Annotated in this window: 27 protein-coding genes; 6 read left to right on the forward strand and 21 right to left on the reverse strand. The window is 63.1% G+C overall.

Annotation, left to right across the window (positions count from 1 at the left end; translation table 11 throughout):
- Positions 1–33 precede the first annotated feature (33 nt).
- The 3 genes from SJY40_RS15370 to SJY40_RS15380 form a co-directional block, all read right to left on the reverse strand.
- On the reverse strand, positions 34–915 hold the full coding sequence (locus SJY40_RS15370) for a LysR family transcriptional regulator (protein ID WP_378948704.1): 882 nt from the start codon (positions 913–915) through the stop codon (positions 34–36).
- Positions 916–1,052: 137 nt separating this feature from the next.
- Positions 1,053–1,283 carry a hypothetical protein gene (locus tag SJY40_RS15375; protein ID WP_378948707.1) on the reverse strand — a complete coding sequence of 77 codons (231 nt, stop codon included), beginning with the start codon at positions 1,281–1,283 and terminating at the stop codon, positions 1,053–1,055.
- 176 nt (positions 1,284–1,459) lie between these two features.
- On the reverse strand, positions 1,460–2,410 hold the full coding sequence (locus SJY40_RS15380; protein ID WP_378948709.1) for a nucleoside hydrolase: 951 nt from the start codon (positions 2,408–2,410) through the stop codon (positions 1,460–1,462).
- A 126-nt stretch (positions 2,411–2,536) separates the two neighbouring features.
- Here SJY40_RS15380 and SJY40_RS15385 point away from each other — a divergent pair, with 126 nt between their 5' ends.
- Positions 2,537–3,454: an endonuclease/exonuclease/phosphatase family protein gene (locus SJY40_RS15385; RefSeq protein WP_378948711.1), complete on the forward strand. Its 918-nt coding sequence runs from the start codon at positions 2,537–2,539 to the stop codon at positions 3,452–3,454.
- On the opposite strand, the gene SJY40_RS15390 is transcribed toward SJY40_RS15385, so the two are convergent.
- The 9 genes from SJY40_RS15390 to glpD form a co-directional block, all read right to left on the reverse strand.
- On the reverse strand, positions 3,451–4,527 hold the full coding sequence (locus SJY40_RS15390; protein WP_378948713.1) for an FAD-dependent oxidoreductase: 1,077 nt from the start codon (positions 4,525–4,527) through the stop codon (positions 3,451–3,453). The genes SJY40_RS15385 and SJY40_RS15390 overlap by 4 nt on opposite strands.
- Positions 4,528–4,600: 73 nt before the next feature.
- The gene (gene glpK / locus SJY40_RS15395) at positions 4,601–6,079 is read right to left on the reverse strand and encodes a glycerol kinase GlpK (protein ID WP_378948716.1); all 1,479 of its coding nucleotides are present in this window, start codon (positions 6,077–6,079) and stop codon (positions 4,601–4,603) included.
- 70 nt (positions 6,080–6,149) lie between these two features.
- Positions 6,150–7,853 (reverse strand): ABC transporter substrate-binding protein, encoded by a 1,704-nt coding sequence (locus SJY40_RS15400; protein ID WP_378948719.1) that lies wholly within the window; start codon positions 7,851–7,853, stop codon positions 6,150–6,152.
- 73 nt (positions 7,854–7,926) lie between these two features.
- On the reverse strand, positions 7,927–8,199 hold the full coding sequence (locus tag SJY40_RS15405; RefSeq protein WP_108502990.1) for a DUF2160 domain-containing protein: 273 nt from the start codon (positions 8,197–8,199) through the stop codon (positions 7,927–7,929).
- Positions 8,200–8,214: 15 nt separating this feature from the next.
- Positions 8,215–9,024 (reverse strand): carbohydrate ABC transporter permease, encoded by an 810-nt coding sequence (locus tag SJY40_RS15410; RefSeq protein ID WP_378948723.1) that lies wholly within the window; start codon positions 9,022–9,024, stop codon positions 8,215–8,217.
- A gap of 3 nt (positions 9,025–9,027) precedes the next feature.
- Positions 9,028–9,894 (reverse strand): carbohydrate ABC transporter permease, encoded by an 867-nt coding sequence (locus SJY40_RS15415; protein WP_378948726.1) that lies wholly within the window; start codon positions 9,892–9,894, stop codon positions 9,028–9,030.
- Between the two features lie 26 nt (positions 9,895–9,920).
- Positions 9,921–10,991: an ABC transporter ATP-binding protein gene (locus SJY40_RS15420; RefSeq protein WP_378948729.1), complete on the reverse strand. Its 1,071-nt coding sequence runs from the start codon at positions 10,989–10,991 to the stop codon at positions 9,921–9,923.
- 13 nt (positions 10,992–11,004) lie between these two features.
- Positions 11,005–12,090, reverse strand: coding sequence for an ABC transporter ATP-binding protein (locus tag SJY40_RS15425; protein ID WP_378948732.1), 1,086 nt, complete (start codon positions 12,088–12,090; stop codon positions 11,005–11,007).
- Between the two features lie 30 nt (positions 12,091–12,120).
- Positions 12,121–13,716 carry a glycerol-3-phosphate dehydrogenase gene (gene glpD, locus SJY40_RS15430; RefSeq protein WP_378948735.1) on the reverse strand — a complete coding sequence of 532 codons (1,596 nt, stop codon included), beginning with the start codon at positions 13,714–13,716 and terminating at the stop codon, positions 12,121–12,123.
- Positions 13,717–13,985: 269 nt separating this feature from the next.
- Between glpD and SJY40_RS15435 the strand changes: the two genes are divergently transcribed.
- On the forward strand, positions 13,986–14,747 hold the full coding sequence (locus SJY40_RS15435; RefSeq protein WP_378948738.1) for a DeoR/GlpR family DNA-binding transcription regulator: 762 nt from the start codon (positions 13,986–13,988) through the stop codon (positions 14,745–14,747).
- Here SJY40_RS15435 and SJY40_RS15440 read toward each other — a convergent pair.
- The 9 genes from SJY40_RS15440 to SJY40_RS15480 all read right to left on the reverse strand — a co-directional run bounded on the left by SJY40_RS15440 (position 14,744) and on the right by SJY40_RS15480 (position 20,239).
- Positions 14,744–15,358: a GSU2403 family nucleotidyltransferase fold protein gene (locus SJY40_RS15440; RefSeq protein WP_378948741.1), complete on the reverse strand. Its 615-nt coding sequence runs from the start codon at positions 15,356–15,358 to the stop codon at positions 14,744–14,746. The two genes, SJY40_RS15435 and SJY40_RS15440, sit on opposite strands and share 4 nt — an antisense overlap.
- Complete coding sequence (locus SJY40_RS15445) at positions 15,303–15,758, reverse strand: GSU2403 family nucleotidyltransferase fold protein (protein ID WP_378948743.1); 456 nt, start codon at positions 15,756–15,758, stop codon at positions 15,303–15,305. Before SJY40_RS15445 ends, SJY40_RS15440 begins: the two co-directional genes overlap by 56 nt.
- Positions 15,759–15,827: 69 nt before the next feature.
- Positions 15,828–16,547, reverse strand: a complete 720-nt coding sequence (locus SJY40_RS15450; RefSeq protein ID WP_378948746.1) for a sulfate/molybdate ABC transporter ATP-binding protein — start codon at positions 16,545–16,547, stop codon at positions 15,828–15,830.
- Between the two features lie 9 nt (positions 16,548–16,556).
- On the reverse strand, positions 16,557–17,423 hold the full coding sequence (gene cysW, locus SJY40_RS15455) for a sulfate ABC transporter permease subunit CysW (protein ID WP_378948750.1): 867 nt from the start codon (positions 17,421–17,423) through the stop codon (positions 16,557–16,559).
- Positions 17,416–18,255: a sulfate ABC transporter permease subunit CysT gene (gene cysT, locus SJY40_RS15460; protein WP_378948753.1), complete on the reverse strand. Its 840-nt coding sequence runs from the start codon at positions 18,253–18,255 to the stop codon at positions 17,416–17,418. The genes cysW and cysT overlap by 8 nt, the downstream gene beginning before the upstream one ends.
- Complete coding sequence (locus tag SJY40_RS15465; protein ID WP_378948756.1) at positions 18,255–19,235, reverse strand: sulfate ABC transporter substrate-binding protein; 981 nt, start codon at positions 19,233–19,235, stop codon at positions 18,255–18,257. Before SJY40_RS15465 ends, cysT begins: the two co-directional genes overlap by 1 nt.
- A 21-nt stretch (positions 19,236–19,256) precedes the next feature.
- On the reverse strand, positions 19,257–19,403 hold the full coding sequence (locus SJY40_RS15470) for a hypothetical protein (protein ID WP_378948759.1): 147 nt from the start codon (positions 19,401–19,403) through the stop codon (positions 19,257–19,259).
- A 25-nt stretch (positions 19,404–19,428) separates the two neighbouring features.
- A complete protein-coding gene (locus SJY40_RS15475; RefSeq protein ID WP_378948762.1) occupies positions 19,429–19,626 on the reverse strand; it encodes a hypothetical protein in 198 nt (65 codons plus the stop codon).
- Between the two features lie 154 nt (positions 19,627–19,780).
- Positions 19,781–20,239 carry an RrF2 family transcriptional regulator gene (locus tag SJY40_RS15480; protein WP_378948765.1) on the reverse strand — a complete coding sequence of 153 codons (459 nt, stop codon included), beginning with the start codon at positions 20,237–20,239 and terminating at the stop codon, positions 19,781–19,783.
- 175 nt (positions 20,240–20,414) lie between these two features.
- Between SJY40_RS15480 and SJY40_RS15485 the strand changes: the two genes are divergently transcribed.
- The 4 genes from SJY40_RS15485 to SJY40_RS15500 all read left to right on the forward strand — a co-directional run bounded on the left by SJY40_RS15485 (position 20,415) and on the right by SJY40_RS15500 (position 24,476).
- Positions 20,415–21,083, forward strand: a complete 669-nt coding sequence (locus SJY40_RS15485; protein ID WP_378948768.1) for an HAD family hydrolase — start codon at positions 20,415–20,417, stop codon at positions 21,081–21,083.
- A complete protein-coding gene (locus tag SJY40_RS15490; protein ID WP_378948771.1) occupies positions 21,080–22,036 on the forward strand; it encodes a sugar-binding transcriptional regulator in 957 nt (318 codons plus the stop codon). Before SJY40_RS15485 ends, SJY40_RS15490 begins: the two co-directional genes overlap by 4 nt.
- A 141-nt stretch (positions 22,037–22,177) precedes the next feature.
- Positions 22,178–23,497 carry an ABC transporter substrate-binding protein gene (locus SJY40_RS15495; RefSeq protein WP_378948773.1) on the forward strand — a complete coding sequence of 440 codons (1,320 nt, stop codon included), beginning with the start codon at positions 22,178–22,180 and terminating at the stop codon, positions 23,495–23,497.
- A gap of 106 nt (positions 23,498–23,603) precedes the next feature.
- Entirely contained in the window at positions 23,604–24,476 is an 873-nt protein-coding gene (locus SJY40_RS15500) for a carbohydrate ABC transporter permease (protein WP_378948776.1), read from the forward strand.

Below are 24,476 nucleotides of genomic sequence, written 5' to 3' on the forward strand. Positions count from 1 at the left end.
CGGGGCGCAAGGCGGCGATTTGTCACCAAGCTGTCAGTCGAGGTTAAGGCCACCCACGAAATCAAGGAAACTGGCCAGCGCCGCCGTCACCAGCTTGCGGCTGGAATAAAGCACATGCACCGGCACCCCCGGCAGCGCGTAATCGGCCATCACCGGCACCAACCGACCCTGCGCCAGATCGTCGGCCACCTGAAATTCCGGCGCCAGCGCGATGCCCTTGCCCGCCACAGCCAACGACCGCAGCAATTCACCGTTGTTCGACGAAAACACCGGGGTGATCTTTTGATAGATCACCTCGTTTTCATGCCGCAGCGGCCAGGTGCTGGGGCCGCGCAGGTTGGTGTAATGCAGGCAATGGTGGTCGCGCAGTTGGGCCGGGCTGTCGGGGCTGCCTTTTTCGGCGATATATGCGGGCGAGGCGACCAGCATGATCCGCGCGTCATGCAGTTTGCGCGCATGCAGGGTGCTGTCTTCCAGATTGCCGATGCGGATCACCGCGTCGAAGCCGTCGCGCGTCATGTCTGATCGTCCGTCGTCCAGCGTCACGTCCAGCTGGATGTCGGGATGTTCCTCCATGAAACGGACCAGATGCGGCTGAAAGACCTTCAGCGTGTATTGCACCGGACTGCCCAGCTTCAGCGGGCCTGACGGGCGTTGCGACGCCGCGCGCACCGCCTCGGTCGCGGCATCGAGGCGGGACAGGATGTCGCTGACCTCGGCATAGAAGCTGAGGCCGATGGCCGTGGGCTTGACCGCCCGCGTGGTGCGCGTCAGCAACCGCGTTCCCAGATCCGCTTCCAGATCCGAGATCAGCTTGCTGCACATGCTTTTCGAAATGCCAACCTTGCGCGCGGCATTGGCAAAGCTTCCTTCGTCGATAATGGCCGCAAAACTGCGGAGGACCTTGATATCCATTCCGATGTCCAACAGGGGCCTGTCGCGTTCAGCCAAAACGCCCCGAGGGCCGGTGCCAGATAAAGAAAGACCGCCATACCCGGTCTGGGCATGACGGTCGGAGGGGTCCATCACGGAACCTTCCAGCTGGTGAACCATTAACGGTCCTGGTTGCTGTTGGCAACTTGCGTGGTCGAGGGGAAGGCAGTGACGGTCAGCATCTCGCCGGCGTCCATGTCGGCACGGGCCAGTTCGGCCGAGGTCATCACCGAGTTTGCACGAACCTGCATGGTTTCGACGGCTGCGGTGGTGTTGATGGCGTCGGGGCGTTCGTTGCGTGCGCTGGTTGCTGCACCGGCTGCGCCGGTTGCCAGGGTCAGGGCGGTCATTGCGATCATGATGGTTTTCATGGTTTCAGTCTCCGAATTTGAATGTCAGGGAAACGACTGCGCCGTTTCGATGACTGACAGATAAGAGGACGGACCGTCATTGATTAGTCATGAAATTTCGCCTTCTGTGTTCGATACAGCGGTATAATCGCGCGCCATCGTTCACACATAAGGTATTATTCGCCGCCGCAGACCTGCGCAATTCGGGAAACGATCGCATCAACATCTCCGTCGTGGGAATAGGCCTGCAGGGGCAGCCCGTCCCATTCGGCGTTCGGACCCTTGCGGTCGCGGGGGTTCATGATGGTCAGCCCCAGCCCGATGCCCTGCCACAGCACGCGCACCTGTCCATGCGTCAGGCGGAACAGGTCGGGGTCGGTCAGGAAGACCGCGGCGCAGCAATCGTGGATGACCATGCCGTCGAACCCAGCCTGCCCATAGAACGAGATGTAATCTTGGGACAGATCGGCCACCAACTGCATCCCCGCCCCGCCCTTGTCGGCAATGGATTGCAATTCGCGGCGATTGATCAGCGTGCGGGTGGTCAGGTCCAGCGGGATCGCGGTGACATGCCAATCGGCGCCAAAGACCATGTCGGCGGCCAGCGGATCGCCCCAGATGTTGGCCTCGGCCGCGGGGGTGATGTTGCCGGGCACGCGGAAGGCACCGCCCATGATCACCACGTCGCCCACCAGGTCTGCGATATCAGGCGCCATCTGCAGCGCGCGGGCAAGGTTCGTCATACGGCCCACCGCCAGAATGCGGATCTGACCGGGGTTGGCGCGGATCTGGTCGATCACGAACTGGGCGGCGGTATCGGCCTCATCTACTGCTGTGTCCGGGATGGCGATATTGCCAAGGCCGTTCGCGCCGTGGATATGCACGGGGAAATCCTCGGACGGCATATCGGGGGTCAGTGCCTCGGCGGCACCGGCATGCACGGGCACCGACACGTCCCATGACCGCAGCAGGAACCGCGCATTGCGGGTCGTATCCGCGACCGAGGCATTGCCGAAGACCGTCGTGACGCCCAGAAGCTGGATCTGCGGATGGCGGATCAGGTAATACAGCGCAAGCGCGTCGTCCACGCCGGGGTCGGTGTCGAAGATGACCTTATGCTTGCCCATGTGTCGTTCCTGCCTATCATGAAAGAGCGGCTGCTTTACCTTGCTGCCCGGCAGCGTCAACCACCCATGCCCCCACAAGGCCCGATCAGGGACGGAAGAATGCCCATGGCACGTCGAATTTCAAAGTTGATCGGCGCATTCGCACTGCTGCTGGTGCTGGCCGTGGGGGTGGTGCACCTGTGGAACGGACGCGGCGCGGGGGCGCAGGCGCTTGGTGCCGCCTCTCCGCAGGACCTGCGGCTGGCCAGCTTCAACGTCCATTATATCATCCTGGACAAACCCAAGGGCGCATGGTCCGTCGCGGATTGGGACCGTCGCCGACCCGCGATGACACAGGCGGTGACGACGCTTGGCGCCGACATCATCGCCTTTCAGGAAATGGAGAGTTTTCGCCGTGGCGATGATGGCAGCGTCAATCTGGCCCGCGATGCGCTGTTGCAGGCGATGCCGGATTACCGCGCCGCCGCCACGGGGGACTGGCGCAGTTTCCCGACCACGCAGCCGATCTTTTATCGCCATACCCGGCTGAAGCTGTTGGATCAGGGATGGTTCTTCTTTTCCCAAACGCCGGATGTGATCTATTCGCGGACCTTCAACGGATCCTATCCTGCCTTTGCATCATGGGCCGAATTTCACGACCTGCGCAGCGGGCAGGACCTGCGGGTTGTGAACGTGCATTTCGACTATGGCAGCGGTGAGAACCGGCTGCGTTCGGCGCAGCTGGTGCGCGACCGCGTGGCGGAGTGGACGACCTCGGGCGAACATGTGGTGCTGGTCGGCGATCTGAATGCGATGGCGGGGTCGGACACGGTTGACATCCTGAAGCAGGCCGGGCTGAGCCTGTCGCCGGTCAAGGGATCCACCTATCACCTGAACCGGGGGCTGAACCTCTTCGGCGCCATCGATCACGTCCTGCTGGATTGCGGCACCGCCATGCAGGGACCCCCGGTGGCCATCCGCCAGCGCTTTGATGGGGAATGGCCAAGCGATCACTATCCGATCCTTGCCCAGATCACCCCCGGCGCGGGCAGTTGCGGTTCCTAACGACCGGTACGCGCCATGAAGCGCCGGTCGATGCGGTCCTTCCACCGCCAGACCCACGACCCCGCGACATGCGCCCCCCGCCAGATGGCCAAACCGGACTTTCCACCAAGCGAGACGATCTTCAGGTGATGGCGCTGCGGTTTATGCGCGACCGTCGCCCTGCCCTGCACCGATGCCACGATGTTGCGCGCCAGTACCGGCCCTTGCCGGACGGCATGGACGCCGGCCTTGGGTCGAGGCGCATCGACGATGACCGCGCAGTCGCCGACGGCAAAGATGCCGGGGCAGTCCGTGACCTGCAGGTCCGCCCCGACGGTCACATGCCCCTGCGGGTCACATGGCAGGCAGCGCGCCAGCCAAGGGGCGGGCCGCCCGCCTGCCGCGGCGATGGTCAGGTCGCTGGCAATGCGGGTGCGGTCGGTCAGGATCACGTCCTCGGGCAGGATGCAGGCGACGGTGGACTTGATATGCACGGTGACACGACGGTCGGCCAAAGCCTCCAGCAGCAGGCGCCGCGGGGCGGGTGGCAGCTCGGACAGGATGCGCGGGCCGGATTCGATCAGCGTGACATGCGGGCCGATGCAATGGGCGGCAGCCAGCGCCAGTTCCACCCCCGCCACGCCGCCACCGATAATGGCCACGGGACCGGGGCTGTCCAGAAACCGCGCCCATCGGTCGGCAAAGCCGGACAGCGGTTTGACCGCCACGCCATGATCGGCAAAGCCCGGAATCTGGCGCAGATCGCCCTGAATGCCGATATCGACCGAGGCGATGTCGAACCCCATCCGCCCCGCCGTTGTCGTCGCCTGCCGCAGGTCAGGATCGATGCCGTCCACCTTGCCCGTGACCAGCCTGACACCATGCAGCTGGGCGATATGGGACAGGTCGAACCGCGCCTGATCCGCCCGGTAATGTCCCGCGACAACGCCCGGCAGCATCCCCGAATAGGCCGCAAAAGGCGATGGGTCAATCAGGGTGATCTGGGCATCGGGCAGGCGACGCCTGATCTCGGGCAGGGCCACCAGATGCGCATGGCCCGCGCCGATCAGCAATATCCGGGGTGCATCCTGCATCAAGGGCCTGCCTATCTGTCACATGCGCAAGGGTTGCCCCTGAAAGCCCCCTTTGGCAAGCGCGACGATGCGCCTAGATCGTCATCGTCGCCTTGACTGCCCGCCCCCACGCCGCATAGCGCGCATCGCGGTCGTCATCGTCCATCTGCGGGGTAAAGCTGCGATCAAGGCGCCATTCGTCGGCAAAGCCCTGCGCGTCGGGATAGATCCCGCATTTCCGTCCCGCCAACCAAGCGGCGCCAAGGGCCGTGGTTTCGGTGACGCGCGGGCGGTCGACCTGCGCGCCAAGGATGTCGGACAGGAACTGCATGGCCCAATCGGATGCACTCATCCCGCCATCGACACGCAGGGCGGTTTCGCCCTTGGCCTGCCAGTCGGCCTTCATCGCCTCCAGCAGGTCACGGGTCTGGAAGCCGACGCTTTCCAAGGCGGCTTTCGCCAGTTCGGCAGGCCCCGAATTGCGGGTCAGACCATAGATCGCGCCACGGCAATCGGGCTGCCAATAGGGCGCGCCAAGGCCGGTGAAGGCCGGCACAAGGATCACCTGCTGCCCCGGATCGGCCTTTTCCGCCAATGGCTGGGTTTCGGCGGCATTGCGAATGATCTGCAGCCCGTCACGCAGCCATTGGACCACGGCACCCGCGATAAAGATCGACCCCTCCAACGCATAGGTCGGCTTGCCGTCCAGCTGATAGGCGATGGTCGTCAGCAGCCGTTTCGATGATGTGACCGGCGTATCGCCAGTGTTCAACAGCGCAAAGCAGCCGGTGCCATAGGTCGATTTCATCATCCCCGGCTTGAAGCATGCCTGCCCCACGGTTGCGGCCTGCTGATCGCCTGCAAGGCCGGTGATGGGAATGGGACGCCCGAACAGATCGGGTCGCGTGGTGCCGAAATCGGATGAACAATCATGGACCTCGGGCAGCATCTTCAGCGGGATGCCGAACAGATCGCTGATCGTGCGGCTCCAACGGCCTTTGTGGATGTCATATAGCATGGTGCGGGCGGCATTTGTCGCATCGGTGGCGTGGACCTTGCCGCCGGTCAGGTTCCAGATCAGCCAGCTGTTGACAGTGCCGAACAGCAGCTCGCCCGCTTCGGCGCGGTCGCGGGCTCCGTCGACATGGTCCAATATCCATTTCAGCTTGGTGGCCGAGAAATAAGGGTCCACCAGCAGGCCGGTGCGTTTGGTAATCATCGGCGCATGGCCCGATGCATCCAGTTCGCGACAGAAATCTGCGGTGCGGCGGTCCTGCCAGACGATGGCATTATGAATGGGTTTGCCGGTCTTGCGGTCCCAGACCAGCGTGGTTTCGCGCTGGTTGGTGATGCCGATGGCGGCAATGGTGGGATTGCCCGCCTTTTCGATCGCGGCGCGGCAGGTGGCGGCAACGCTGGCCCACAGATCGGCGGGGTCATGTTCCACCCAACCCGATTGCGGAAAATGCTGGGGAAATTCTTCCTGCGCGGTGGCGACAATCGCCATCTTGCCGTCAAAGACGATGGCGCGGGACGAGGTCGTGCCCTGATCGATGGCAAGGATATGGGTCATGGCAATCCGTCTTGTCAGAGGTGTCGAAGGGGGCGCGGCTGACCGCGCCCCCCGTTCGCATGGCGCAGGCTTATTCCTGCCAGCGCTTGATCAGGTCTTCATAGGCGATGGTGACCGGAGCGGGCTTTTCGTTCTCCAGCTTGGGCTTGGGCGCACCTTCCTGATCCAGCCAGACCTGCGGGTCCTGCGGCTCGTTCATCTTGGGGCCAAGGTCGCCCTGGACGCCGGAACGTTCCAGACGCTCAAGCACGGATTCCTGCTGTTCGCAAAGCGCGTCCAGGGCTTCCTGCGCGGTCTTGGCACCCGAGGATGCATCGCCGATGTTCTGCCACCACAGCTGCGCCAGGCGCGGATAATCCGGCACGTTCAGGCCGGTGTCCGACCAACGGGTCCGGTCGGGCGAGCGATAGAATTCGACCAGACCGCCCAGTTCCGGCGCACGTTCGGTAAAGCTCTCGTGGCGGACGGTGCTGTCACGCACGAAGGTCAGACCGACATGGCTTTTCTTGGTGTCGACGGTCTTGGAGACGATGAACTGTGCATAAAGCCATGCGGCCTGCGCGCGGTCCACAGGCGTCGATTTCATCAGCGTGGCGGCACCCACATCCTGATAGCCGACCTTCATGCCCTCTTCCCAATAGGCACCGTATGGCGACGGGGCCATGCGCCATTTCGGCGTGCCGTCCTCGTTCATGACGGGCAGGCCTTCCTTGACCATGTCGGCGGTGAAGGCGGTGTACCAGAACATCTGCTGGGCGATGTTGCCTTGTGCGGGAACGGGGCCAGCCTCGCTGAAGGTCATGCCTGCTGCCGCGGGGGGCGTATAGTTCTTCAGCCAGTCGATGTATTTCTCGATGGCATAGACGGCAGCGGGGCTGTTCGTGGCACCGCCACGCGCCATGCAGGATCCCACAGGCTGATAGTCTTCGTTGACGCGGATGCCCCATTCATCAACCGGGAAGCCGTTGGGTTCACCCTTGTCACCCATGCCGGCCATGGACATCCATGCATCGGTGAAGCGCCAGCCGAGCGAGGGGTCCTTCTTGCCGTAATCCATGTTGCCGAAGATTTCCTGACCGTCGATCTCGCGACCGGTAAAGAACTTGGCGATATCTTCGTAAGCCGACCAGTTGACCGGAACGCCCAGATCATAGCCGTATTCGGCGCGGAACTCGGCCATGATGTCGGGGTCGGTGAACCAATCGTGGCGGAACCAGTAGAGGTTCGCGAACTGCTGAACGGGCAGCTGGTACAGCTTGTCGTCGGGACCGGTCGCGGATGCCAGGCCGATGAAATCGTCCAGATCCAGATCGGGGTTGGTGAAATCGGCGCCCTCTTCGGCCATCCAGTCGGTGATGTTGCGGGCCTGCTGATACCGCCAATGCGTCCCGATCAGGTCGGCATCGTTGATATACATGTCATAGACGTTTTCGCCGGTCTGCATCTGGGTCTGCAGCTTTTCGACGACGTCGCCCTCGCCGATCAGGTCGTGAGTGACCTCGATGCCGGTGATGGCGGTGAAGGCGGGCGCCAAGACGCGGCTTTCATATTCATGCGTGGTGATCGTTTCCGAGACCACGTTGATGGACATGCCCTTCAGGGGCTCTGCCGCATCGACGAACCACTGCATCTCGGCTTCCTGATCCTCTCGCGACAGGACCGACTGGTCGCCGATCTCCTCGTCCAGGAACTTGGTGGCGGCCGCCATATCCGCAAATGCGGGTCCGGTCAGCGCCATCAGCACCGCAGTGGTGGACAGCAATCTTCTGTTCATGTGTTTCCCTCCCTTGGGATTATTCCGTTTCTTTTTGGCCCGCGGGTTCCTTACGTCCGCAGGCCCCGCGCGATCACACCCACCGGAAAACGGCAGCGGCGTAGATCAGGCAGACCAGCAACGCCCAGGGCTGCGCCAGCCCCACCAGACCCAGCCATGCCAGGTTGATGAAGGCCGAGCCCAGAAGCGTGATGAAAAGGCGGTCGCCGCGTGTCGTCTCGATCCCCAGAACGCCGGTGCGCGGCGTTTCGGGAAAGCGGATCGCAAGGATCGAGAAGATGATCAGCAACACCGCGATGGTGGCGAAGAAAAGCGCCGTCGGCATGGTCCAAGCCATCCAGGACATGATGCAATTCCCCCCTTACACGCGGCCCAGGGCAAAGCCCTTGGCGATATAGTTTCGTACGAACCAGATGACCAAGGCACCCGGCACGATGGTCAACACGCCGGCCGCGGCCAGTACGCCCCAATCCACCCCTGACGCACCTTGCGTCCGTGTCATCGTCGCGGCAATAGGCTTGGCCGCCACCGAGGTCAGCGTGCGCGACAGCAGCAGCTCGACCCAGCTGAACATGAAGCAGAAGAATGCGGCAACCCCGATGCCCGACGAAATCAGCGGCATGAAGATCTTGATGAAGAAGCGGCCGAAGCTGTAGCCATCGATATAGGCGGTTTCATCGATCTCCTTCGGGACGCCGCGCATGAAGCCTTCCAAAATCCAGACGGCCAGCGGCACGTTGAACAGGCAATGCGCCAAGGCCACAGCGATATGCGTATCGAACAGCCCGACCGACGAATAAAGCTGGAAGAATGGCAGCGCAAAGACGGCGGGCGGTGCCATGCGGTTGGTCAGCAGCCAGAAGAACAGATGCTTGTCGCCCATGAAGTGATAGCGGCTGAAGGCATAGGCTGCCGGCAGCGCCACACCCACGGAAATCACCGTGTTCATCACCACATAGATCAGGCTGTTGACGTAACCCATGTACCAGCTGGGATCGGTCAGGATGGTGACGTAATTGCGGAACGTCAGATCGCGCGGCCACAGGCTGAAGGTGCCGGTGATCTCGGCGTTGGTCTTCAGGCTCATGTTGATCAGCCAATAGATCGGCAGCATCAGGAACAGAAGATAGAGGATCATGACGACGGCGCTGCCGTTGATGCGCTTGCTCATGGATCAGCCCCTTTTGTCAAGATTGGTCATGACGGTGTAGAACACCCATGAAATCAACAGGATGACCAGGAAATACATCAGCGAGAAGGCCGCCGCAGGTCCAAGGTCGAACTGTCCCAAAGCCATCTTCACCAGATCGATGGACAGGAAGGTCGTGGCGTTGCCGGGACCACCGCCGGTGACGACGAAAGGCTCGGTATAGATCATGAAGCTGTCCATAAAGCGCAGCAGGATGGCGATCATCAGCACGCCCGCCATTTTCGGCAGCTCGATATAGCGGAAGACCTTCCAACGCGACGCCTGATCGATCTTGGCGGCCTGATAATAGGCGTCGGGGATGGATTGCAGACCGGCATAGGCCAGCAGCGCCACTAGCGACGTCCAGTGCCAGACATCCATCACGATGACCGTGGCCCAGGCATGAACGGTGTTCTGGGTATAGTTGTAGTCGATGCCAAGGGCATCCAGCGTATAGCCCAGCAGCCCGATATCGACGCGGCCGAAGATCTGCCAGATGGTGCCGACCACGTTCCACGGGATCAGCAGCGGCAGCGACATCAGCACCAGCACCACGCTGGCCCAGAAGCCGCGCTTGGGCATGTGCAGCGCGACGAAGATGCCAAGCGGGATCTCGATCGCGATGATGATGGCGGAAAACGCCAGCTGGCGGCCCAATGCGTTCCACATCCGGTCGGATGCCAGAAGGTCCTGGAACCACTCCAGCCCCGCCCAGAAGAAGACGTTGTTCCCGAAGGTGTCCTGAACCGAGTAGTTGACCACCGTCATCAGCGGGATCACCGCCGAGAACGCGACCAGAACCAGCACCGGCAGGACCAGGAACCACGCCTTGTTGTTGACTGTCTTGTCCATATTCTTTCCCCTCCCCTTGCCGGCCCTTAACGGGGCGCGACGCGCCAGTCGTCGGCATAGACGTTGACATGCGCCGGATCGAAGACCGCGCGGGTCATGTCCGACCCGATCGACTGATCCTCGGGTGCGATGATGTTGATGTCATGGCCCATCAGATCGGCGCGGATGATCTTGTGGCGGCCCACATCCTCGATCCGGCGGATGGTGACGGGCAGGCCCTGGTCCGCGGACAGGCGCACGTGTTCGGGACGGATGCCGATCTGCACATTGCCCGACACGGGACCGTATGAATGCGCCAAGGGTGTGGTGCCGCCCGGCACCAGCGCCTGATTGCCGTCGATCTTGGCGGGCAGCAGGTTCATCCCCGGCGAGCCGATGAAATAGCCGACGAATGTATGTTCGGGACGTGCGAACAGTTCTTCGGGCGTGCCGATCTGGACGACGCGACCATCATACATGACCACGACCTTGTCGGCGAAGGTCAGCGCCTCGGTCTGGTCATGGGTCACATAGATCATCGTGTGACCGAAATCATGGTGCAACTTCTTCAGCTGCGTGCGCAATTCCCACTTCATGTGCGGGTCGATCACCGTCAGCGGTTCGTCGAACAAAAGCGCGTTCACGTCCTTTCGGACCATGCCGCGGCCAAGGCTGATCTTCTGTTTGGCATCGGCCGTCAGCCCTTGGGCCTTGCGCGACAGCATATGTTCCATGCCGATCATGCGCGCGATCTCGTTAACGCGTTCGGCGACGTAAGCCTCGTCCCGGCCACGGTTGCGCAGCGGGAAGGCCAGGTTGTCGCGCACGGTCATGGTGTCGTAGACGACCGGGAACTGGAACACCTGTGCGATGTTGCGTTCTGCCGTGGGCGCGCGGGTCACGTCCTGCCCGTCGAACAGGATGCGGCCCTGCGACGGGATCAGCAGACCCGAGATGATGTTCAGCAGCGTCGATTTCCCGCAACCCGACGACCCCAACAGCGCATAGGCCGCCCCGTCGTCCCAGTCATGGTCCAGCTGCTTCAGCGCATAATCATCTTCCGATTTCGGGTTCGGCAGATAGGAATGCGCCAGGTTTTCCAGTGTGATCTTTGCCATTGTCGCGTCCCCCTCAGGCTGCCGTTGCATATGCTGCGGGGGTGACCAGGCGGCCATCCTCGGCAAAGACATAGACGTGGCGCGGTTCCAGCCAGACCGGCAGGGTCTGACCAAGCGGCAGGTCGTGGACGCCGTGGATCAGTCCGACCCAACGCTGTCCGTGATGGTCCATGTGGACGAAGGTCTCGGACCCGGTCAGCTCGGTCACGACCAGGGCGGCGTCGAAACGCAGCGCATCGGGCGCGGGCTGCGACAGATGCAAGTGGTTGGGCCGGAATCCCGCCTGATACCGCCCGTCGGGCAGCGTGGCCAACAGGCCCGCATCACCGCCCTGCCCGCCGTCGAAGGACAGGCGGTCGCCGCGCTTCTCCATGCCGACGAAATTCATCGGAGGATCGGAAAACACCCGCGCCGTCGTGGCCGAGGCCGGCTGGCGATAAACATGCGGCGTCAGCCCGAATTGCGTCACGCGGCCTTCCCACAGGGTGGCCGTGTTGCCGCCCAGCAGCAGCGCCTCTTCGGGTTCGGTGGTGGCATAGACGAAGATCGCGCCCGAAGCTTCGAAGATGCGGGGGATCTCGACGCGCAGCTCTTCGCGCAGCTTGTAGTCCAAGTTCGCCAGCGGTTCGTCCAGCAGGACCAGACCGGCGTTCTTGACCAGCGCCCGCGCAAGGGCGCAGCGCTGTTGCTGGCCACCCGACAGTTCCAGCGGCTTGCGCTGTAGCATCGGGGACAGCTTCATCATATCGGCGGTTTCGCGGACCCGGGCATCGATCTCGGCCGCATCGACACCCATCAGCCGCAGGGGCGAGGCGATGTTGTCAAAGACCGTCATCGCCGGATAGTTGACGAATTGCTGATAGACCATCGCCACCTGCCGGTCCTGAACCCGCATTCCGGTGACGTCCTTGCCGTTCCAGATGATCCGGCCCTCGGCGGGCTTGTCCAGCCCCGCCATCAGCCGCATCAGCGAGGTCTTGCCCGACAGCGTCGGCCCCAGCAGCACGTTCATCGTTCCGCGTTCCAGCGTCAGATCGGTGGGGTGGATATGCACCTGCCCCTCGACGATCTTGCTGACGCCTTTCAGTTCCAAAGTCATGTGTTCGATCCCCTCCCAAGGTTGCGCCGCTTATCCTGCGGCGGCACCCGCGCGGCCCATCCGGGCCTGCATCCATTCATCCAATGCGCGGATCTGATCATCATCCAGATGCAGACCCAGCTTGCTGCGGCGCCAGATCACGTCAGCGGCGCAGGTGGCATATTCGCGATCCATCAGCCAGATCACCTCAGCCTCGGTCAAAGTGGCGCCGAAATCGACGCCCAGATCCGCAGGCATGACGGCATTGCCCATCACTTCGGACGCTTCGGCACCATAGGCGCGCACAAGGCGCAGCGCCCAACGCTCGGTCAGGAAAGGATGCGCCTTGCGCAGCCCTTCGACAAGCGCGGCGACCCCGTTGACGGGGAAATCCCCACCCGGCAGCGCGACTCCCTTGGTCCAGGATCCGGGCAATGCATCGAAATGCACGCCGATCTTTTCCAGCGCCGATTCCGCCAACCGGCGATAGGTCGTGATCTTGCCGCCAAAGACGTTCAGCACCGGCGCACCGCCATCGCTGTCCACCTTCAGCGTGTAATCCCGCGTTGCCGCCGTCGCGCTTTGCGCGCCATCGTCATAAAGCGGACGCACGCCGGAATAGGACCAGACCACGTCATCCGCCGACAGCTGCTGGCGGAAATACTGGTTGGCAAAATTCAGCAGGTAATCGCGTTCTTCCGGTGTGCATTCGGGCTTGACCGAGGGGTCCTGATGTTCCGCATCGGTGGTGCCGATCAGGGTGAAGTCGGTCTCGTACGGGATCGAAAAGATGATCCGCCCGTCCGTGCCTTGGAAGAAATAGCATTTGTCGTGATCATAGAGCTTGCGCGTCACGATATGCGACCCGCGCACAAGACGCACGCCCTCGGTCGAATTCAGGCGTATCTTGCCCTGGATGATGTCGCCCACCCAAGGGCCGCCCGCGTTGATCAGCATGCGTGCATGATGGCTCTGCTGCTGCCCGTCGGGGCCCTGCACGGTGACAACCCAATGATCGGCGTGGCGATCGGCCGAGACAACCTTGGTGCGCGTCATGATGTTGGCGCCGCGCGCCTCGGCATCGCGGGCGTTCAGGACGACCAGACGTGAATCCTCGACCCAGCAATCGGAATATTCATAGGCGTAGTGGAAACGTTCCTGCAAAGGCGCGCCTTCGGGGGTGCCATCCAGCGACAGCGTCCGCGTGCCGGGCAAAATCTTGCGACCGCCCAGATTGTCGTACATGAACAGCCCCAAGCGGATCAGCCATGCCGGACGGCGGCCCTTCATCCAAGGCATGACCAGACCCAGCAGTTTCGAGGTCGGCGTGTCGGATTCGAACCGCATGTCCGGGTGATAGGGCAGCACGAAGCGCATCGGCCAGCTGATATGCGGCATGGCCTGCAACAGGACTTCACGCTCGATCAACGCCTCGCGGACAAGGCGGAATTCGAAATATTCCAGATAGCGCAGCCCGCCGTGGAACAGCTTGGTCGAGGATGACGACGTGGCCTGCGCCAGATCGCCCATCTCGGCCAGGGTCACCGAAAGACCGCGACCGACCGCGTCACGCGCGATGCCGCAGCCATTGATGCCGCCACCGACCACGAACAGATCGACAAGATCCGGGGTGCTGCTGTCGGACAAGGGCCGTTCCTTTCCACGTCATGCGTTGGTCCAATTTCTGGACCCGAACGCGCAGAAAAGAAAGCCCCTAATTTTCGTTTTTGTTCATTTTGTTATTTTCCAATAAATTCATGCATCTATGGAAGTTAAGTCATCATGCGCGCCACTTTTCCGCACCGATTTCGCGCGCAATCGAGCCCATCTGTTGCCAGATCTTGCATAAAGCGCAACGAAACGAACATCTTGCCTGAACGGTTTTTGCGTGGCACATCTGGCGAAAAGGACGCCCGATGTCGCAGACCTTCCGCCACCCCCAGATCCTCGAGATTGCCCGCCGCGACGGCAAGGTCACGGTCGAAGGTCTGGCCGACCACTTTGGCGTCACCCTGCAGACCATCCGCCGCGATCTCTCCGAACTTGCCGACACCGGCCGGTTGGAGCGCGTGCATGGCGGCGCGATCCTGTCGTCAGGCGTGGCCAATATCGGGTATGAGGATCGCCGTGCGCTGCATCAGGATGCCAAGACCAGCATCGCCCGCGCCTGCGCCGCCGAGGTGCCCGAGAACATCTCGCTTTTCCTGAACATCGGCACCAGCACCGAGGCCGTGGCCCGCGAATTGCTTGGCCATCGCAACATGCTGGTGGTGACGAACAACATCAACGTGGCCAATATCCTGGCGGCCAACCCCGATTGCGATGTGATCGTCACCGGCGGCAGCCTGCGACGCGCGGATGGCGGGTTGGTGGGCTCGCTGGCGGCGCAGACCATTCAGCAGTTCAAGTTCGATCTGGCGGTGATCGGCTGTTCGGCCTTGGACCCGGACGGCGACATGCTGGATTTCGACATCCAAGAGGTCGGCGTCAGCCAGACCATCCTGCGCCAGTCGCGCCGGACATTTCTGGTGGCCGACCATTCCAAGCTGACCCGCAGCGCACCTGCGCGGATCGCCAGCCTATCGCAGGTCGATTGCCTGTTCACCGATCAGGATCTGCCGCGCGATCTGTCGCGCGCCTGTCAGGATTGGCAGACCCGTATCGTCGTCGCGGGTTAAAGCGCAGCCAGCAGCGCCGCGGTATCCGGCATACGCGACAGGCTGGCATTGATGCGATCGCGCCAGCGTGGTCCGCGGGACAGGGCATCCTGATACGCCTCGGCCAGATCGTCGGGGCGGTCATGGGCCAGCGTTGCGATCAGCAGCGCCGCCTGTGCGCGATCCTTGGCCGATTTCAGCCGGTCCTGATCGCGCCTGCGGTCGGCCACGATCAGCTTGTGGATGGCATAGCGCTCGGGTCGGGGGATCTGCACCAGCACGCCGCTACGATAGGGGATGGCGGCGTGGATGGGTTCCGCGATCAGATAGTTCAGATGCCGCAGCGCCTGCGCCTGCACGCCAAGCGCGGGCAGATCGCGCAGACCTTCCTGATCGAAGGCAGGGGTCAGGAATTCCACCAGCGCATTGCCCGCCGTCTGCCGCCAGCGCCAAGCGCGACCGGGCTCCAGACTGGGCGCGGGGTCGAAATCGAAATCGGCCAGCACCTGCTGCACGGGGGGCGCGGCGGCATCCTCCAGCGCCAGCGACAGGCGTTCGAAGCTGGCGATGTCCAGATCATCGGTCTGCGCCACCTGATCCAGCCCGAGGCGCAGGTTCAGCTTCTCCCTCATAGAGGCGGAATGCATGGGTGCCGACCACCGTGCCACCAAGCCGGAACACCCCCGCCCCCGCAAGCGCCGCCATCAGGCTGCCGGTGGTCGGGTCGAGGCCGAGGAACCCTTCGGCCCGCAACAGGCGAACAAGACGCGCCCGGTCCCGGCGGCGCTGGTCGGCGGGGACGCGATCTTCGCGGGCGCGGGCCATGCGGGCAGCAAGGTCGGGCGCATCCTCACCAATATAGCGCTTGCGGACATCGGCCCCGACGCGGAAGCTGTCATACCAGTATCCGCGCCCGTTCCGCGTCACCAGCGTCGGCGTGCCGCGCAAGTCGCGCAGCCCTTCGTCGCGAAGCGACCGCAGCAGGTCGTGATAGGCCGCATGAGCCAAGGCGGAATGCAGTTTCGGCGTCATGTTCAACAATCCCTTCGACTGTTGAATACAGAGATGTTCAACAGTCATCAAGAGTGTTGAACATGCGCGTCATGCCGCAATGAAATCCCGCACGAAGCTGGTCGCAGGCGTCTGGCGGATCTGGGCCGGGGTGCCGATCTGCTCGATCCGGCCCATGGACATGACGACGACCATGTCGGCTAGCTCCATCGCCTCGTCCTGGTCATGGGTGACGAAGATCGAGGTCAGGCCGGTTTCGTCGTGGATATCGCGCAGCCCCTGACGCAGCTCTTTGCGGACCTTGGCGTCAAGCGCGCCGAAGGGTTCATCCAGCAGCAACATGCGGGGCTGGATAGCCAAGGCGCGCGCCAGGGCCACCCGCTGTCGCTGCCCGCCCGACAGTTGGGTCGGAAAGCGGCTGCCGATATCGGGCAGCTGGATCAGGTCCAGCAGGCGCGTCACCTGCTGCGCGATCTGCGCCGGTGCAGGGCGGGACGCGCGGGGGCGGGCCCGCAGGCCATAGGCGATGTTGTCGAAGACCGTCATGTGCCGGAACAGCGCATAGCTTTGGAACACGAAGCCCGCGCGGCGATCCTGCACCGACATGTTCGTGGCGTCCTGACCGTCGAACAAGACGCGGCCCGCGGTCGGATACTCCAACCCGCCAAGGATGCGCAGCAGGGTGGTCTTGCCCGACCCCGAAGGCCCCAGCAGCGCCACCAGCGCGCCTTGCGGGATGGACAGCGACACCGGATGCAGCGCCGAGGTGGTGCCGAAGGTCTTGGCGATCTGGTCGATCTGGATATGCATGATCTGTCCTCAGTGGCGACGGGTTGCGGCAAGGGCGTCCGCGTGGCGCAGCTCCAGCCCGGTTTTCAGGGTCAGGGTGATCAGGGCCAGGCAGGTCAGCAGCCCCGCCATGGAAAAGGCCGCGACCGAGAGGTATTCGTTGTACAGCATCTCGATCGTGATCGGCATGGTGGCGGTCTGGCCGCGGATCTTGCCGGATACGACCGCCACGGCCCCGAATTCCCCCATGGCACGGGCGGTGCAGAGCAGCGTGCCGTAAAGCAGCGCCCACCGGATGTTGGGCAGGGTGACGGTGGCAAAGACCCGCCAGCCGGATGCGCCAAGGGTCAGGGCGGCCTCTTCCTCGGCCCGGCCCTGTTCGATCATTACCGGGATCAGTTCGCGGGCGACGAAGGAGAAAGTGACGAAGACCGTGGCCAGCACGATGCCCGGCACCGCGAAGACCACCGGATGGCCATGCGCGATCAGCATGCCGCCAAGGGTGGAATTCGCCCCGAACAGCAGCACGATACACAGGCCCGCAACAACGGGACTGACGGAAAACGGCAGGTCGATCAGCGTGATCAGGAAGGCCTTGCCGCGAAAGTCGAACTTGGTGATGAACCAGGCGGCGGCGATGCCGAAGGCCGCGTTCAAGGGTACCGCGATGGCGGTGATCAGCAGCGTCAGCCGGATCGCCGACCACGCGTCATGGCTGGCAAGGGATGCGATGGCCGCGCCCCAGCCCTGCGCCAGCGCCTGTCCGATGACGACCACCAGGGGCATCAACACCAGCAACGCCAGACCGCCAAGCGCCACTGCGATCAGAACCAGCCGCATCAGGGGGCTGTCGTCGCTGGCACGGCGGAAGCGGGGTATAAAGACGGCATCAGACATGACCAATCCTCCTGCGGGACCAGATCTGGACAAGGTTGATCGCCAGCAGCATGACGAAGGAAATCGCCAGCATCGCCAGGCCGATCGCACCGGCGGCGTCGTAATTGTATTCCTCCAGCTGGATGACGATCAGCAGGGGGGCGATCTCGGTCTTCAGGGGGATGTTGCCGGCGATGAAGATGACCGAGCCGTATTCCCCCACCCCGCGCGCCATCGACAGTGCAAAGCCGGTCAGGGCGGCGGGCGTCAGCATGGGCAGGATGACGCGGCGGATCGTGTGGATGCGCGACGCCCCAAGCGTGGCCGAGGCCTCCTCGACCTCGGTGTCGATTTCCTCGATCACGGGCTGGACGGTGCGGGTGACGAAGGGCAGGCCGACGAAGACCAGTGCCAGGAAGATGCCCCATTGCGTATAGGCGATCTTCCAGCCGATCTGCGCGGCCAGCCCCCCCAGCATGCCGTTCGGCGCGTAAAGCGTCGTCAGCGCGATCCCCGCCACAGCGGTCGGTAGCGCGAAGGGCAGATCGACCGCCGCATCGACCAGCCTGCGGCCCGCAAAGCGATAGCGCACCAGCACCCAGGCCAGCAGCGTGCCGAAGACCAGATTGAACGCCGCCGCCAGAAAGGCCAGCCGGAAGGACAGCCATAGCGCCGCCCAGACACGGGGACGGTTGATAACATCCCAGAGGCCAAAGGGGCCGAATTGCGCCCCCTGCCAGATCAGCGCGCCGATGGGCAGAAGCACCACCGCCGACAGCATCGACAGGGTGATCCCCGCCGAAAGGCCCCGCCCCGGCATGGGGCTGCGGGCGATCCATCCGCGCGCGGTCATCACGGACCCGCGTAGATCTGGTCGAAGATGCCGCCGTCACCGAAATGTTCGGGCTGCAGCCTGGCCCAACCGCCCAGATCCTCGATCGTGACAAGGTTCATCTGGGGGAAGCGGGCGACGTTTTCGGGGTCGGCCTGGCTGTCATCCCATGCGCGATAGTAATGTGCGAAGGCCATCGCCTGCGCCTGCGGAGTATAAAGGTATTCCAGATAGGCCTTCGCCAGTTCGCGCTGCGCATCGTCCTTGATGTTGGCATCGACCATCGCAACCGGCGGTTCGGCCAGGACGCTGACCGAGGGCGTGACGATCTGGAACTGATCGCTGCCCAGCTCCTGCTGCGCCAGCCAGGCCTCGTTTTCCCAAGCCAGCAGGACATCGCCGATGCCGCGCTGCGCGAAGGTCGTGGTGGCGCCGCGCGCGCCGGTATCCAGCACCGGGACATGGGCAAACAGATCGTGGACGAATTCCTTGGGGTCGCGGTCGTTAGCCTGCGCCCATGCCCATGCCGCCAGATAGTTCCAGCGCGCACCGCCGCTGGTCTTTGGGTTCGGGGTGATCACCTCGACCCCGTCCTTCAGCAGATCGCCCCAATCGCTGATGCCCTTGGGGTTGCCTGCCCGCACCAGGAACACGATAGTCGAAGTATAGGGGCTGGAGTTGTGCGGCAGACGCGCCTGCCAATCGGCGGGTAGCTTTCCGGCCTGCGCGATCTTGTCGATGTCGCTGGCAAGGGCAAGGGTGACGACCTGCGCGTCCAAGCCCTCGATCACGGCGCGGGCCTGTGCGCCGGACCCGCCATGGCTGGTTTCCAGCCGGGCCGCGTCATGGCCCTGATCGGACCATTCTTTGGCAAAGGCCGTATTCACGGCACGATACAGCTCGCGCGTGGGGTCATAGCTGACGTTCAGCAGATCCTGCGCACGGGCCTGCGGCGCCACGGCCAGCAGGGCAAGGGTCAGGAAGGCGGGGCGGATGGTCATGGGACGCGTCCTTTGCTGCGCTCAGATGCCGGCCGGCGTCAGCCGTCCGACGGGAAAGCCGGTCAACTGGGCGCGGCCGGTGGTGATGGTGACGCGGCCATCGCTGTGCTGCGCGACCCGCGGGCCTTGGGCGCTGCTGTATTTGCCGGTCTTGATGGTGACGATCATGGCAATTCTCCTGAAAGGATCTGGGTCAGAGGATGGCGGGCAGGGTTGCTTGGCCGCCCTGCCTTGCGATGCAGGACTGGCCCGCCGGACGGCAGCGGTGACGCCCCTGCATGGCCGTCAGCAGATGCGCCGGACCGTGGAACGCGGCATCGCGGCGTTCGATCAGCGTCACCGCGCGGAAGGGCCGCGGGGGTAGATCGCTTGGGCGGAAATGTCGGGTCATCGTCGCATCCTTGCTGGTCCGGGTCCGGCTGTCGCTGCAGCCAATACCTAAATAACGACAGACAAAGTCGTCTATAGCAAGATAAAAATATACACCTGAAAGGTCGTGTTTTAAATTTCAGGAATAAGCATTGAAAATCAGTGAATTGACGACATCAGGAATCGCCGCCCGTGATGCTTGCGGCAACCTGATCGGACTCCAGCATGTCCGCCAGACTTAGTGATTCGATCAGAATCAGATAGGACCAGAACACCTCGGCAAAGACCTTGCGCAGACGACAGGTCGCCTCATCGGTGCAATCGTCGCAGCGCTGATAGGCACGGCGCGACAGGCAGGGCAGCGGCGCTATGGGGCCGTCGATCAGACGCAGCAGTTCGGAAATCGAGATGTCGGACGCGGGCTTGATCAGACTGTATCCCCCTGCCCGACCACGCACAGAAGCGACCAGACCGGCATTGCGGATTTCCAGCAGGATCTGCTCCAGAAACCGCTTGGGCGCGCCCGAACGCTTGGCGATCATCTCGATCGTCAGGGGCTGGGGGGCGGGGCTGCGGGCCTCGTCGCCCAGAACCAGCAACGCCTTCAGCGCATATTTCATCTTTTGCGTGATCATCGTGTCTCTGGTTTGCAAGCTGGGGGGCGGGGTGTAAAGCCGTTCGACGCAGGGGTGCTGATAAATGCGCGCCGTGGCGGGGCGCAATGGGCCGCAGCCGGTCGGGGCCGTTCCGCTATTTCCCGCAAGGGGTTTTTTGACTATTCCTGCGGAAATCAAGGAAGGAAAAGGCCACATGCAGGTCGATCTGATCATCTTCGACTGTGACGGGGTCATTGCCGACAGCGAGGTTCTGTCCGCAAGCGTGCTGATCGCCCAACTGGCGCAGCTGGGCATCGCGATCACCATGCAGGACGTGCGCCGCGACTTTCTGGGCCGCAGTTTTCCGACCGTGGCCGCCACCATCCGCCACCGTTTCGACCGCACCCTTCCCGACGATTTCGAGGCGACCTATCGCGCCCGCCTGCTGGAACGCTTCGACGCCGAACTGAAGCCCACGCCGGGGTTCGATGCGATGCTGTCGTCCATCGGTGACCGCCGGATCTGCGTTGCGACCTCCTCCAGCCCGCCGCGGGTGGCGCATACGCTGCAGGTGCTGGGCCTGTCCGAACGCTTCGGCCCGCATGTCTTCACCGCCAGTCAGGTCGGACGTGGCAAGCCCGCGCCCGACCTGTTCCTGTTCGCGGCCCGCCAGATGGGCTGTGCCACGGACCGTGCGCTGGTGATCGAGGACAGCGTTCCCGGGATTCAGGCCGCGCAGGCCGCCGACATCCGCGTGCTGCATTACACCGGCGGGGCGCATCTGCGCGACCAGCCCCCCCATGCGGGCGTCGCCCGGCTTGACGACTGGTCACGGCTGCCCGACCTGATCGCCCGCCTGCAGACCCCGGGGGATCACGGATGAGCCACGGACGCTTCAGCCCTGAATCCACCCGCCTTGACGACGCCGCCCGCGCGGGCTGGCTGTATTACGTCGCAGGCAACACCCAGGACGAGATCGCGCGCAAGCTGGGGGTCAGCCGCCAGTCGGCGCAACGTCTGGTGGCGATGGCCGTGGCCGAGGGGCTGGTCAAGGTGCGGCTGGACCATCCCATCGGGCGTTGCATGGACCTTGCCGCGGCCCTGCGTGACCGTTTCGACCTGCAGATCTGCGAAGTCGCGCCCTCGGACCCTGATGCGCCGGATCTGCTGACCGGTATTGCCATCGCCGCTGCCGCGGAGTTGGAACGTGTACTGAAATCGCCCGAAAGGCGCATCATCAGCCTTGGCACCGGACGTGCCCTGCGCGCGCTGGTCGAACAGCTGCCGCGCATGTCCTGCCCCCAACATGTCATCGTCTCGCGCCTTGGCAACATGATGGAGGACGGCTCGGCCACCCCCTATAACGCCACGATCCGGCTGGCCGAACGCGTGGGTGCGCCGCATTACCCTTATCCGCTGCCGGTTCTGGCACCTGACCCGCAGGAACTGCGCGCCATGCAGCAGCAGCTTGGCGTCCGCAACACGCTGAACCTGTGCGCTCAGGCCGATATTTCACTGGTGGGCATCGGCCAGATGGACATGACCGCCCCCCTGCACATCGACGGCTTCCTGCCCGAACCCGAAATCCGCGACCTGATCGCCCAAGGTGCTGCGGGCGAGATCACAAGTTGGATCTATGACACCGACGGCCGGATCATGGATTGCGCCTTCAACCGCCGCGTCGCCTCGGCCCCGCTGCCCGCAAACCCCGAAAAGCCGGTGGTGGCACTTGCATCGGGGACCGCCAAGCTGCCGGCGATCCGGGCGGCCTTGCAGGGTCGTCTGATCAGCGGTCTGATCACATCCGAGGTCACGGCCGAACGTCTGCTGGCCTGAATCACCTTCAAATTTCCCGCATCGGCAAAGGCTTGCAAGAATTTGCAGGCCTTTTTCATATGTATCCTTGACAGAATCCCCCTTTGAACCGAACATATGCCCATCGGTCGGGCAATTGCCCATCCGGCAAGGGAGGACTTCATGAACACCACATTGCGCGCCCTTCTGGGCGCTTCGGCCCTATGTGCCATCGGCGGTGCCGCCATTGCACAGGACAAGACGACGCTGACCATCGCCACCGTGAACAACGGCGACATGGTCCGCATGCAGGCGCTGGCAGCTGATTTCACCGAAAAGCATCCGGATATCGAACTGGACTGGGTGACGCTGGAAGAAAACATCCTGCGCCAGCGCGTCACCACCGACATCGCCACCAAAGGCGGCCAGTATGACGTGATGACCATCGGCACCTACGAGGTTCCGATCTGGGGCGCGCAGGACTGGCTGGTCGCATTGGACGACCTGCCTGCCGAATATGACGTGGACGATCTGCTGCCCGCCATTCGTGACGGCCTGACCATCGAAGGTTCGCTTTATGCGGCCCCCTTCTATGGCGAAAGCTCGATGGTGATGTATCGCAAGGACCTGATGGAGAAGGCCGGGCTGGAAATGCCCGATGCGCCCACCTGGGACTTCATCAAGGAAGCCGCCGCCGGCATGACCGACAAGGACGGCGAAATCTATGGCATCTGTCTGCGCGGCAAAGCGGGCTGGGGCGAAAACATGGCCTTCCTGACCGCCATGTCCAACAGCTACGGCGCGCGCTGGTTCGATGAGGAATGGAACCCGCAATTCGACAGCGAGGCATGGAAAGCCACGCTGGACGATTATCTGATGATGCTGAACGAATACGGGCCTCCGGGTGCGGCGAACAACGGGTTCAACGAAAACCTGGCGCTGTTCCAGCAGGGCAAATGCGGCATGTGGATCGACGCCACCGTCGCCGCCAGCTTTGTGACCAACCCCGACAATTCCACCGTGGCCGATCAGGTCGGCTTCGCGCTGGCGCCCGATAACGGTCTGGGCAAGCGCGGCAACTGGTTGTGGGCATGGTCGCTGGCCGTTCCCGCAGGCAGCCAGAATGTCGATGCCGCCAAGGAATTCATCGCTTGGGCAACGTCCAAGGAATATACCGCTATGGTCGCGGAAAAAGAGGGTTGGGCCAACGTCCCCCCGGGCACTCGTCAGTCGCTCTATGACAATGCCGAATACCAGAAGCTGCCCTTTGCCAAGATGACGCTGGACAGCATCAACGCCGCCGATCCCAAGAACCCGACGGTCGATCCGGTCCCCTATACGGGCGTCCAGTTCGTCGCGATCCCTGAATTCCAGGGCCTTGGCACCGCGGTCGGCCAGCAGCTGGCGGCTGCACTTGCAGGGCAGACCACGGCCGAACAGGCGCTGCAAAGCGCGCAGGCCCTGACCACGCGCGAAATGACCCGCGCCGGTTACATCAAGTAAGCCGGTAAGGCCCTAGGGGGGCGGACTTCGCCCCCCGATCCCATCTCTCCCCGCCACCCCAAAGCCGGACGCGCCAGCCGCGCGCCGATTGATGAAAGGTGACCCCATGTCTACCAAGGCATCCCGGACCGCGGCCCGGCTGATGATCACACCGGCGGTGCTTGTGCTGCTGGCCTGGATGATCGTCCCGCTGTCGATGACGCTGTATTTCTCGGTCCTGCGTTACAACCTGTTGATGCCCGGCATGGAAAGCTGGGCGGGTTTGGACAATTATCGCTATTTCCTGACCGATCCGGCCTTTTCGTCGGCTCTGTTCAACACCCTTGCCCTTGTGGGCGGAGTGCTGCTGATCACCGTCATCGGCGGCGTTCTGGTCGCGCTGCTACTGGACCAACCCTTCTGGGGACAAGGCATCGTGCGCCTGCTGGTGCTGGCGCCGTTCTTCGTCATGCCGACCGTCTCGGCGCTGGTCTGGAAGAACATGTTCATGAACCCGGTCAACGGCATCTTTGCCTGGTTGGCCAAGGTCATGGGCCTGCAACCTTATGATTTCCTGACCCAAGCGCCGCTGATGTCGATCATCGGCATCGTGGCTTGGCAATGGCTGCCCTTTGCCGCGCTGATCCTGCTGACCGCGCTGCAATCGCTGGACGGCGAACAGATGGAGGCCGCCGAAATGGACGGCGCATCACCCTTGAAGCGGTTCTGGTTCATCACCTTGCCGCATCTGTCGCGCGCCATCACCGTGGTGATCCTGATCCAGACCATCTTCCTGCTGTCGGTCTTTGCCGAGATTCTTGTGACCACAAATGGCGGTCCGGGCACGGCCAGCACCAACCTGACCTTCCTTGTCTACATGCAATCTCTGCTGCAGTTCGATGTCGGCCTTGGGTCCGCAGGCGGCGTGGTGGCGATCATTTTGGCCAATATTGTTGCGATCTTCCTGATGCGGATGATCGGCAAAAACCTCGACGCGTAA

Source organism: Paracoccus sp. R86501 (assembly GCF_042466435.1).
Lineage (GTDB): Bacteria > Pseudomonadota > Alphaproteobacteria > Rhodobacterales > Rhodobacteraceae > Paracoccus.

Coding starts and splice junctions, on each gene's coding strand:
- cysW (WP_378948750.1), bottom strand. CDS start 17,423: ATGTCTGATGCCGTCTTTATACCCCGCTTCCGCCGTGCCAGCGACGAC.
- SJY40_RS15475 (WP_378948762.1), bottom strand. CDS start 19,626: ATGACCCGACATTTCCGCCCAAGCGATCTACCCCCGCGGCCCTTCCGC.
- SJY40_RS15440 (WP_378948741.1), bottom strand. CDS start 15,358: ATGAGGGAGAAGCTGAACCTGCGCCTCGGGCTGGATCAGGTGGCGCAG.
- SJY40_RS15375 (WP_378948707.1), bottom strand. CDS start 1,283: ATGACCGCCCTGACCCTGGCAACCGGCGCAGCCGGTGCAGCAACCAGC.
- SJY40_RS15425 (WP_378948732.1), bottom strand. CDS start 12,090: ATGACTTTGGAACTGAAAGGCGTCAGCAAGATCGTCGAGGGGCAGGTG.
- cysT (WP_378948753.1), bottom strand. CDS start 18,255: ATGACCGCGCGCGGATGGATCGCCCGCAGCCCCATGCCGGGGCGGGGC.
- SJY40_RS15420 (WP_378948729.1), bottom strand. CDS start 10,991: ATGGCAAAGATCACACTGGAAAACCTGGCGCATTCCTATCTGCCGAAC.
- SJY40_RS15470 (WP_378948759.1), bottom strand. CDS start 19,403: ATGATCGTCACCATCAAGACCGGCAAATACAGCAGCGCCCAAGGCCCG.
- SJY40_RS15390 (WP_378948713.1), bottom strand. CDS start 4,527: ATGCAGGATGCACCCCGGATATTGCTGATCGGCGCGGGCCATGCGCAT.
- SJY40_RS15480 (WP_378948765.1), bottom strand. CDS start 20,239: ATGATCACGCAAAAGATGAAATATGCGCTGAAGGCGTTGCTGGTTCTG.
- SJY40_RS15435 (WP_378948738.1), top strand. CDS start 13,986: ATGTCGCAGACCTTCCGCCACCCCCAGATCCTCGAGATTGCCCGCCGC.
- SJY40_RS15380 (WP_378948709.1), bottom strand. CDS start 2,410: ATGGGCAAGCATAAGGTCATCTTCGACACCGACCCCGGCGTGGACGAC.
- SJY40_RS15495 (WP_378948773.1), top strand. CDS start 22,178: ATGAACACCACATTGCGCGCCCTTCTGGGCGCTTCGGCCCTATGTGCC.
- SJY40_RS15400 (WP_378948719.1), bottom strand. CDS start 7,853: ATGAACAGAAGATTGCTGTCCACCACTGCGGTGCTGATGGCGCTGACC.
- SJY40_RS15445 (WP_378948743.1), bottom strand. CDS start 15,758: ATGACGCCGAAACTGCATTCCGCCTTGGCTCATGCGGCCTATCACGAC.
- SJY40_RS15485 (WP_378948768.1), top strand. CDS start 20,415: ATGCAGGTCGATCTGATCATCTTCGACTGTGACGGGGTCATTGCCGAC.
- SJY40_RS15410 (WP_378948723.1), bottom strand. CDS start 9,024: ATGAGCAAGCGCATCAACGGCAGCGCCGTCGTCATGATCCTCTATCTT.
- SJY40_RS15500 (WP_378948776.1), top strand. CDS start 23,604: ATGTCTACCAAGGCATCCCGGACCGCGGCCCGGCTGATGATCACACCG.
- SJY40_RS15465 (WP_378948756.1), bottom strand. CDS start 19,235: ATGACCATCCGCCCCGCCTTCCTGACCCTTGCCCTGCTGGCCGTGGCG.
- SJY40_RS15415 (WP_378948726.1), bottom strand. CDS start 9,894: ATGGACAAGACAGTCAACAACAAGGCGTGGTTCCTGGTCCTGCCGGTG.
- SJY40_RS15490 (WP_378948771.1), top strand. CDS start 21,080: ATGAGCCACGGACGCTTCAGCCCTGAATCCACCCGCCTTGACGACGCC.
- SJY40_RS15370 (WP_378948704.1), bottom strand. CDS start 915: ATGGATATCAAGGTCCTCCGCAGTTTTGCGGCCATTATCGACGAAGGA.
- glpK (WP_378948716.1), bottom strand. CDS start 6,079: ATGACCCATATCCTTGCCATCGATCAGGGCACGACCTCGTCCCGCGCC.
- SJY40_RS15405 (WP_108502990.1), bottom strand. CDS start 8,199: ATGTCCTGGATGGCTTGGACCATGCCGACGGCGCTTTTCTTCGCCACC.
- SJY40_RS15450 (WP_378948746.1), bottom strand. CDS start 16,547: ATGCATATCCAGATCGACCAGATCGCCAAGACCTTCGGCACCACCTCG.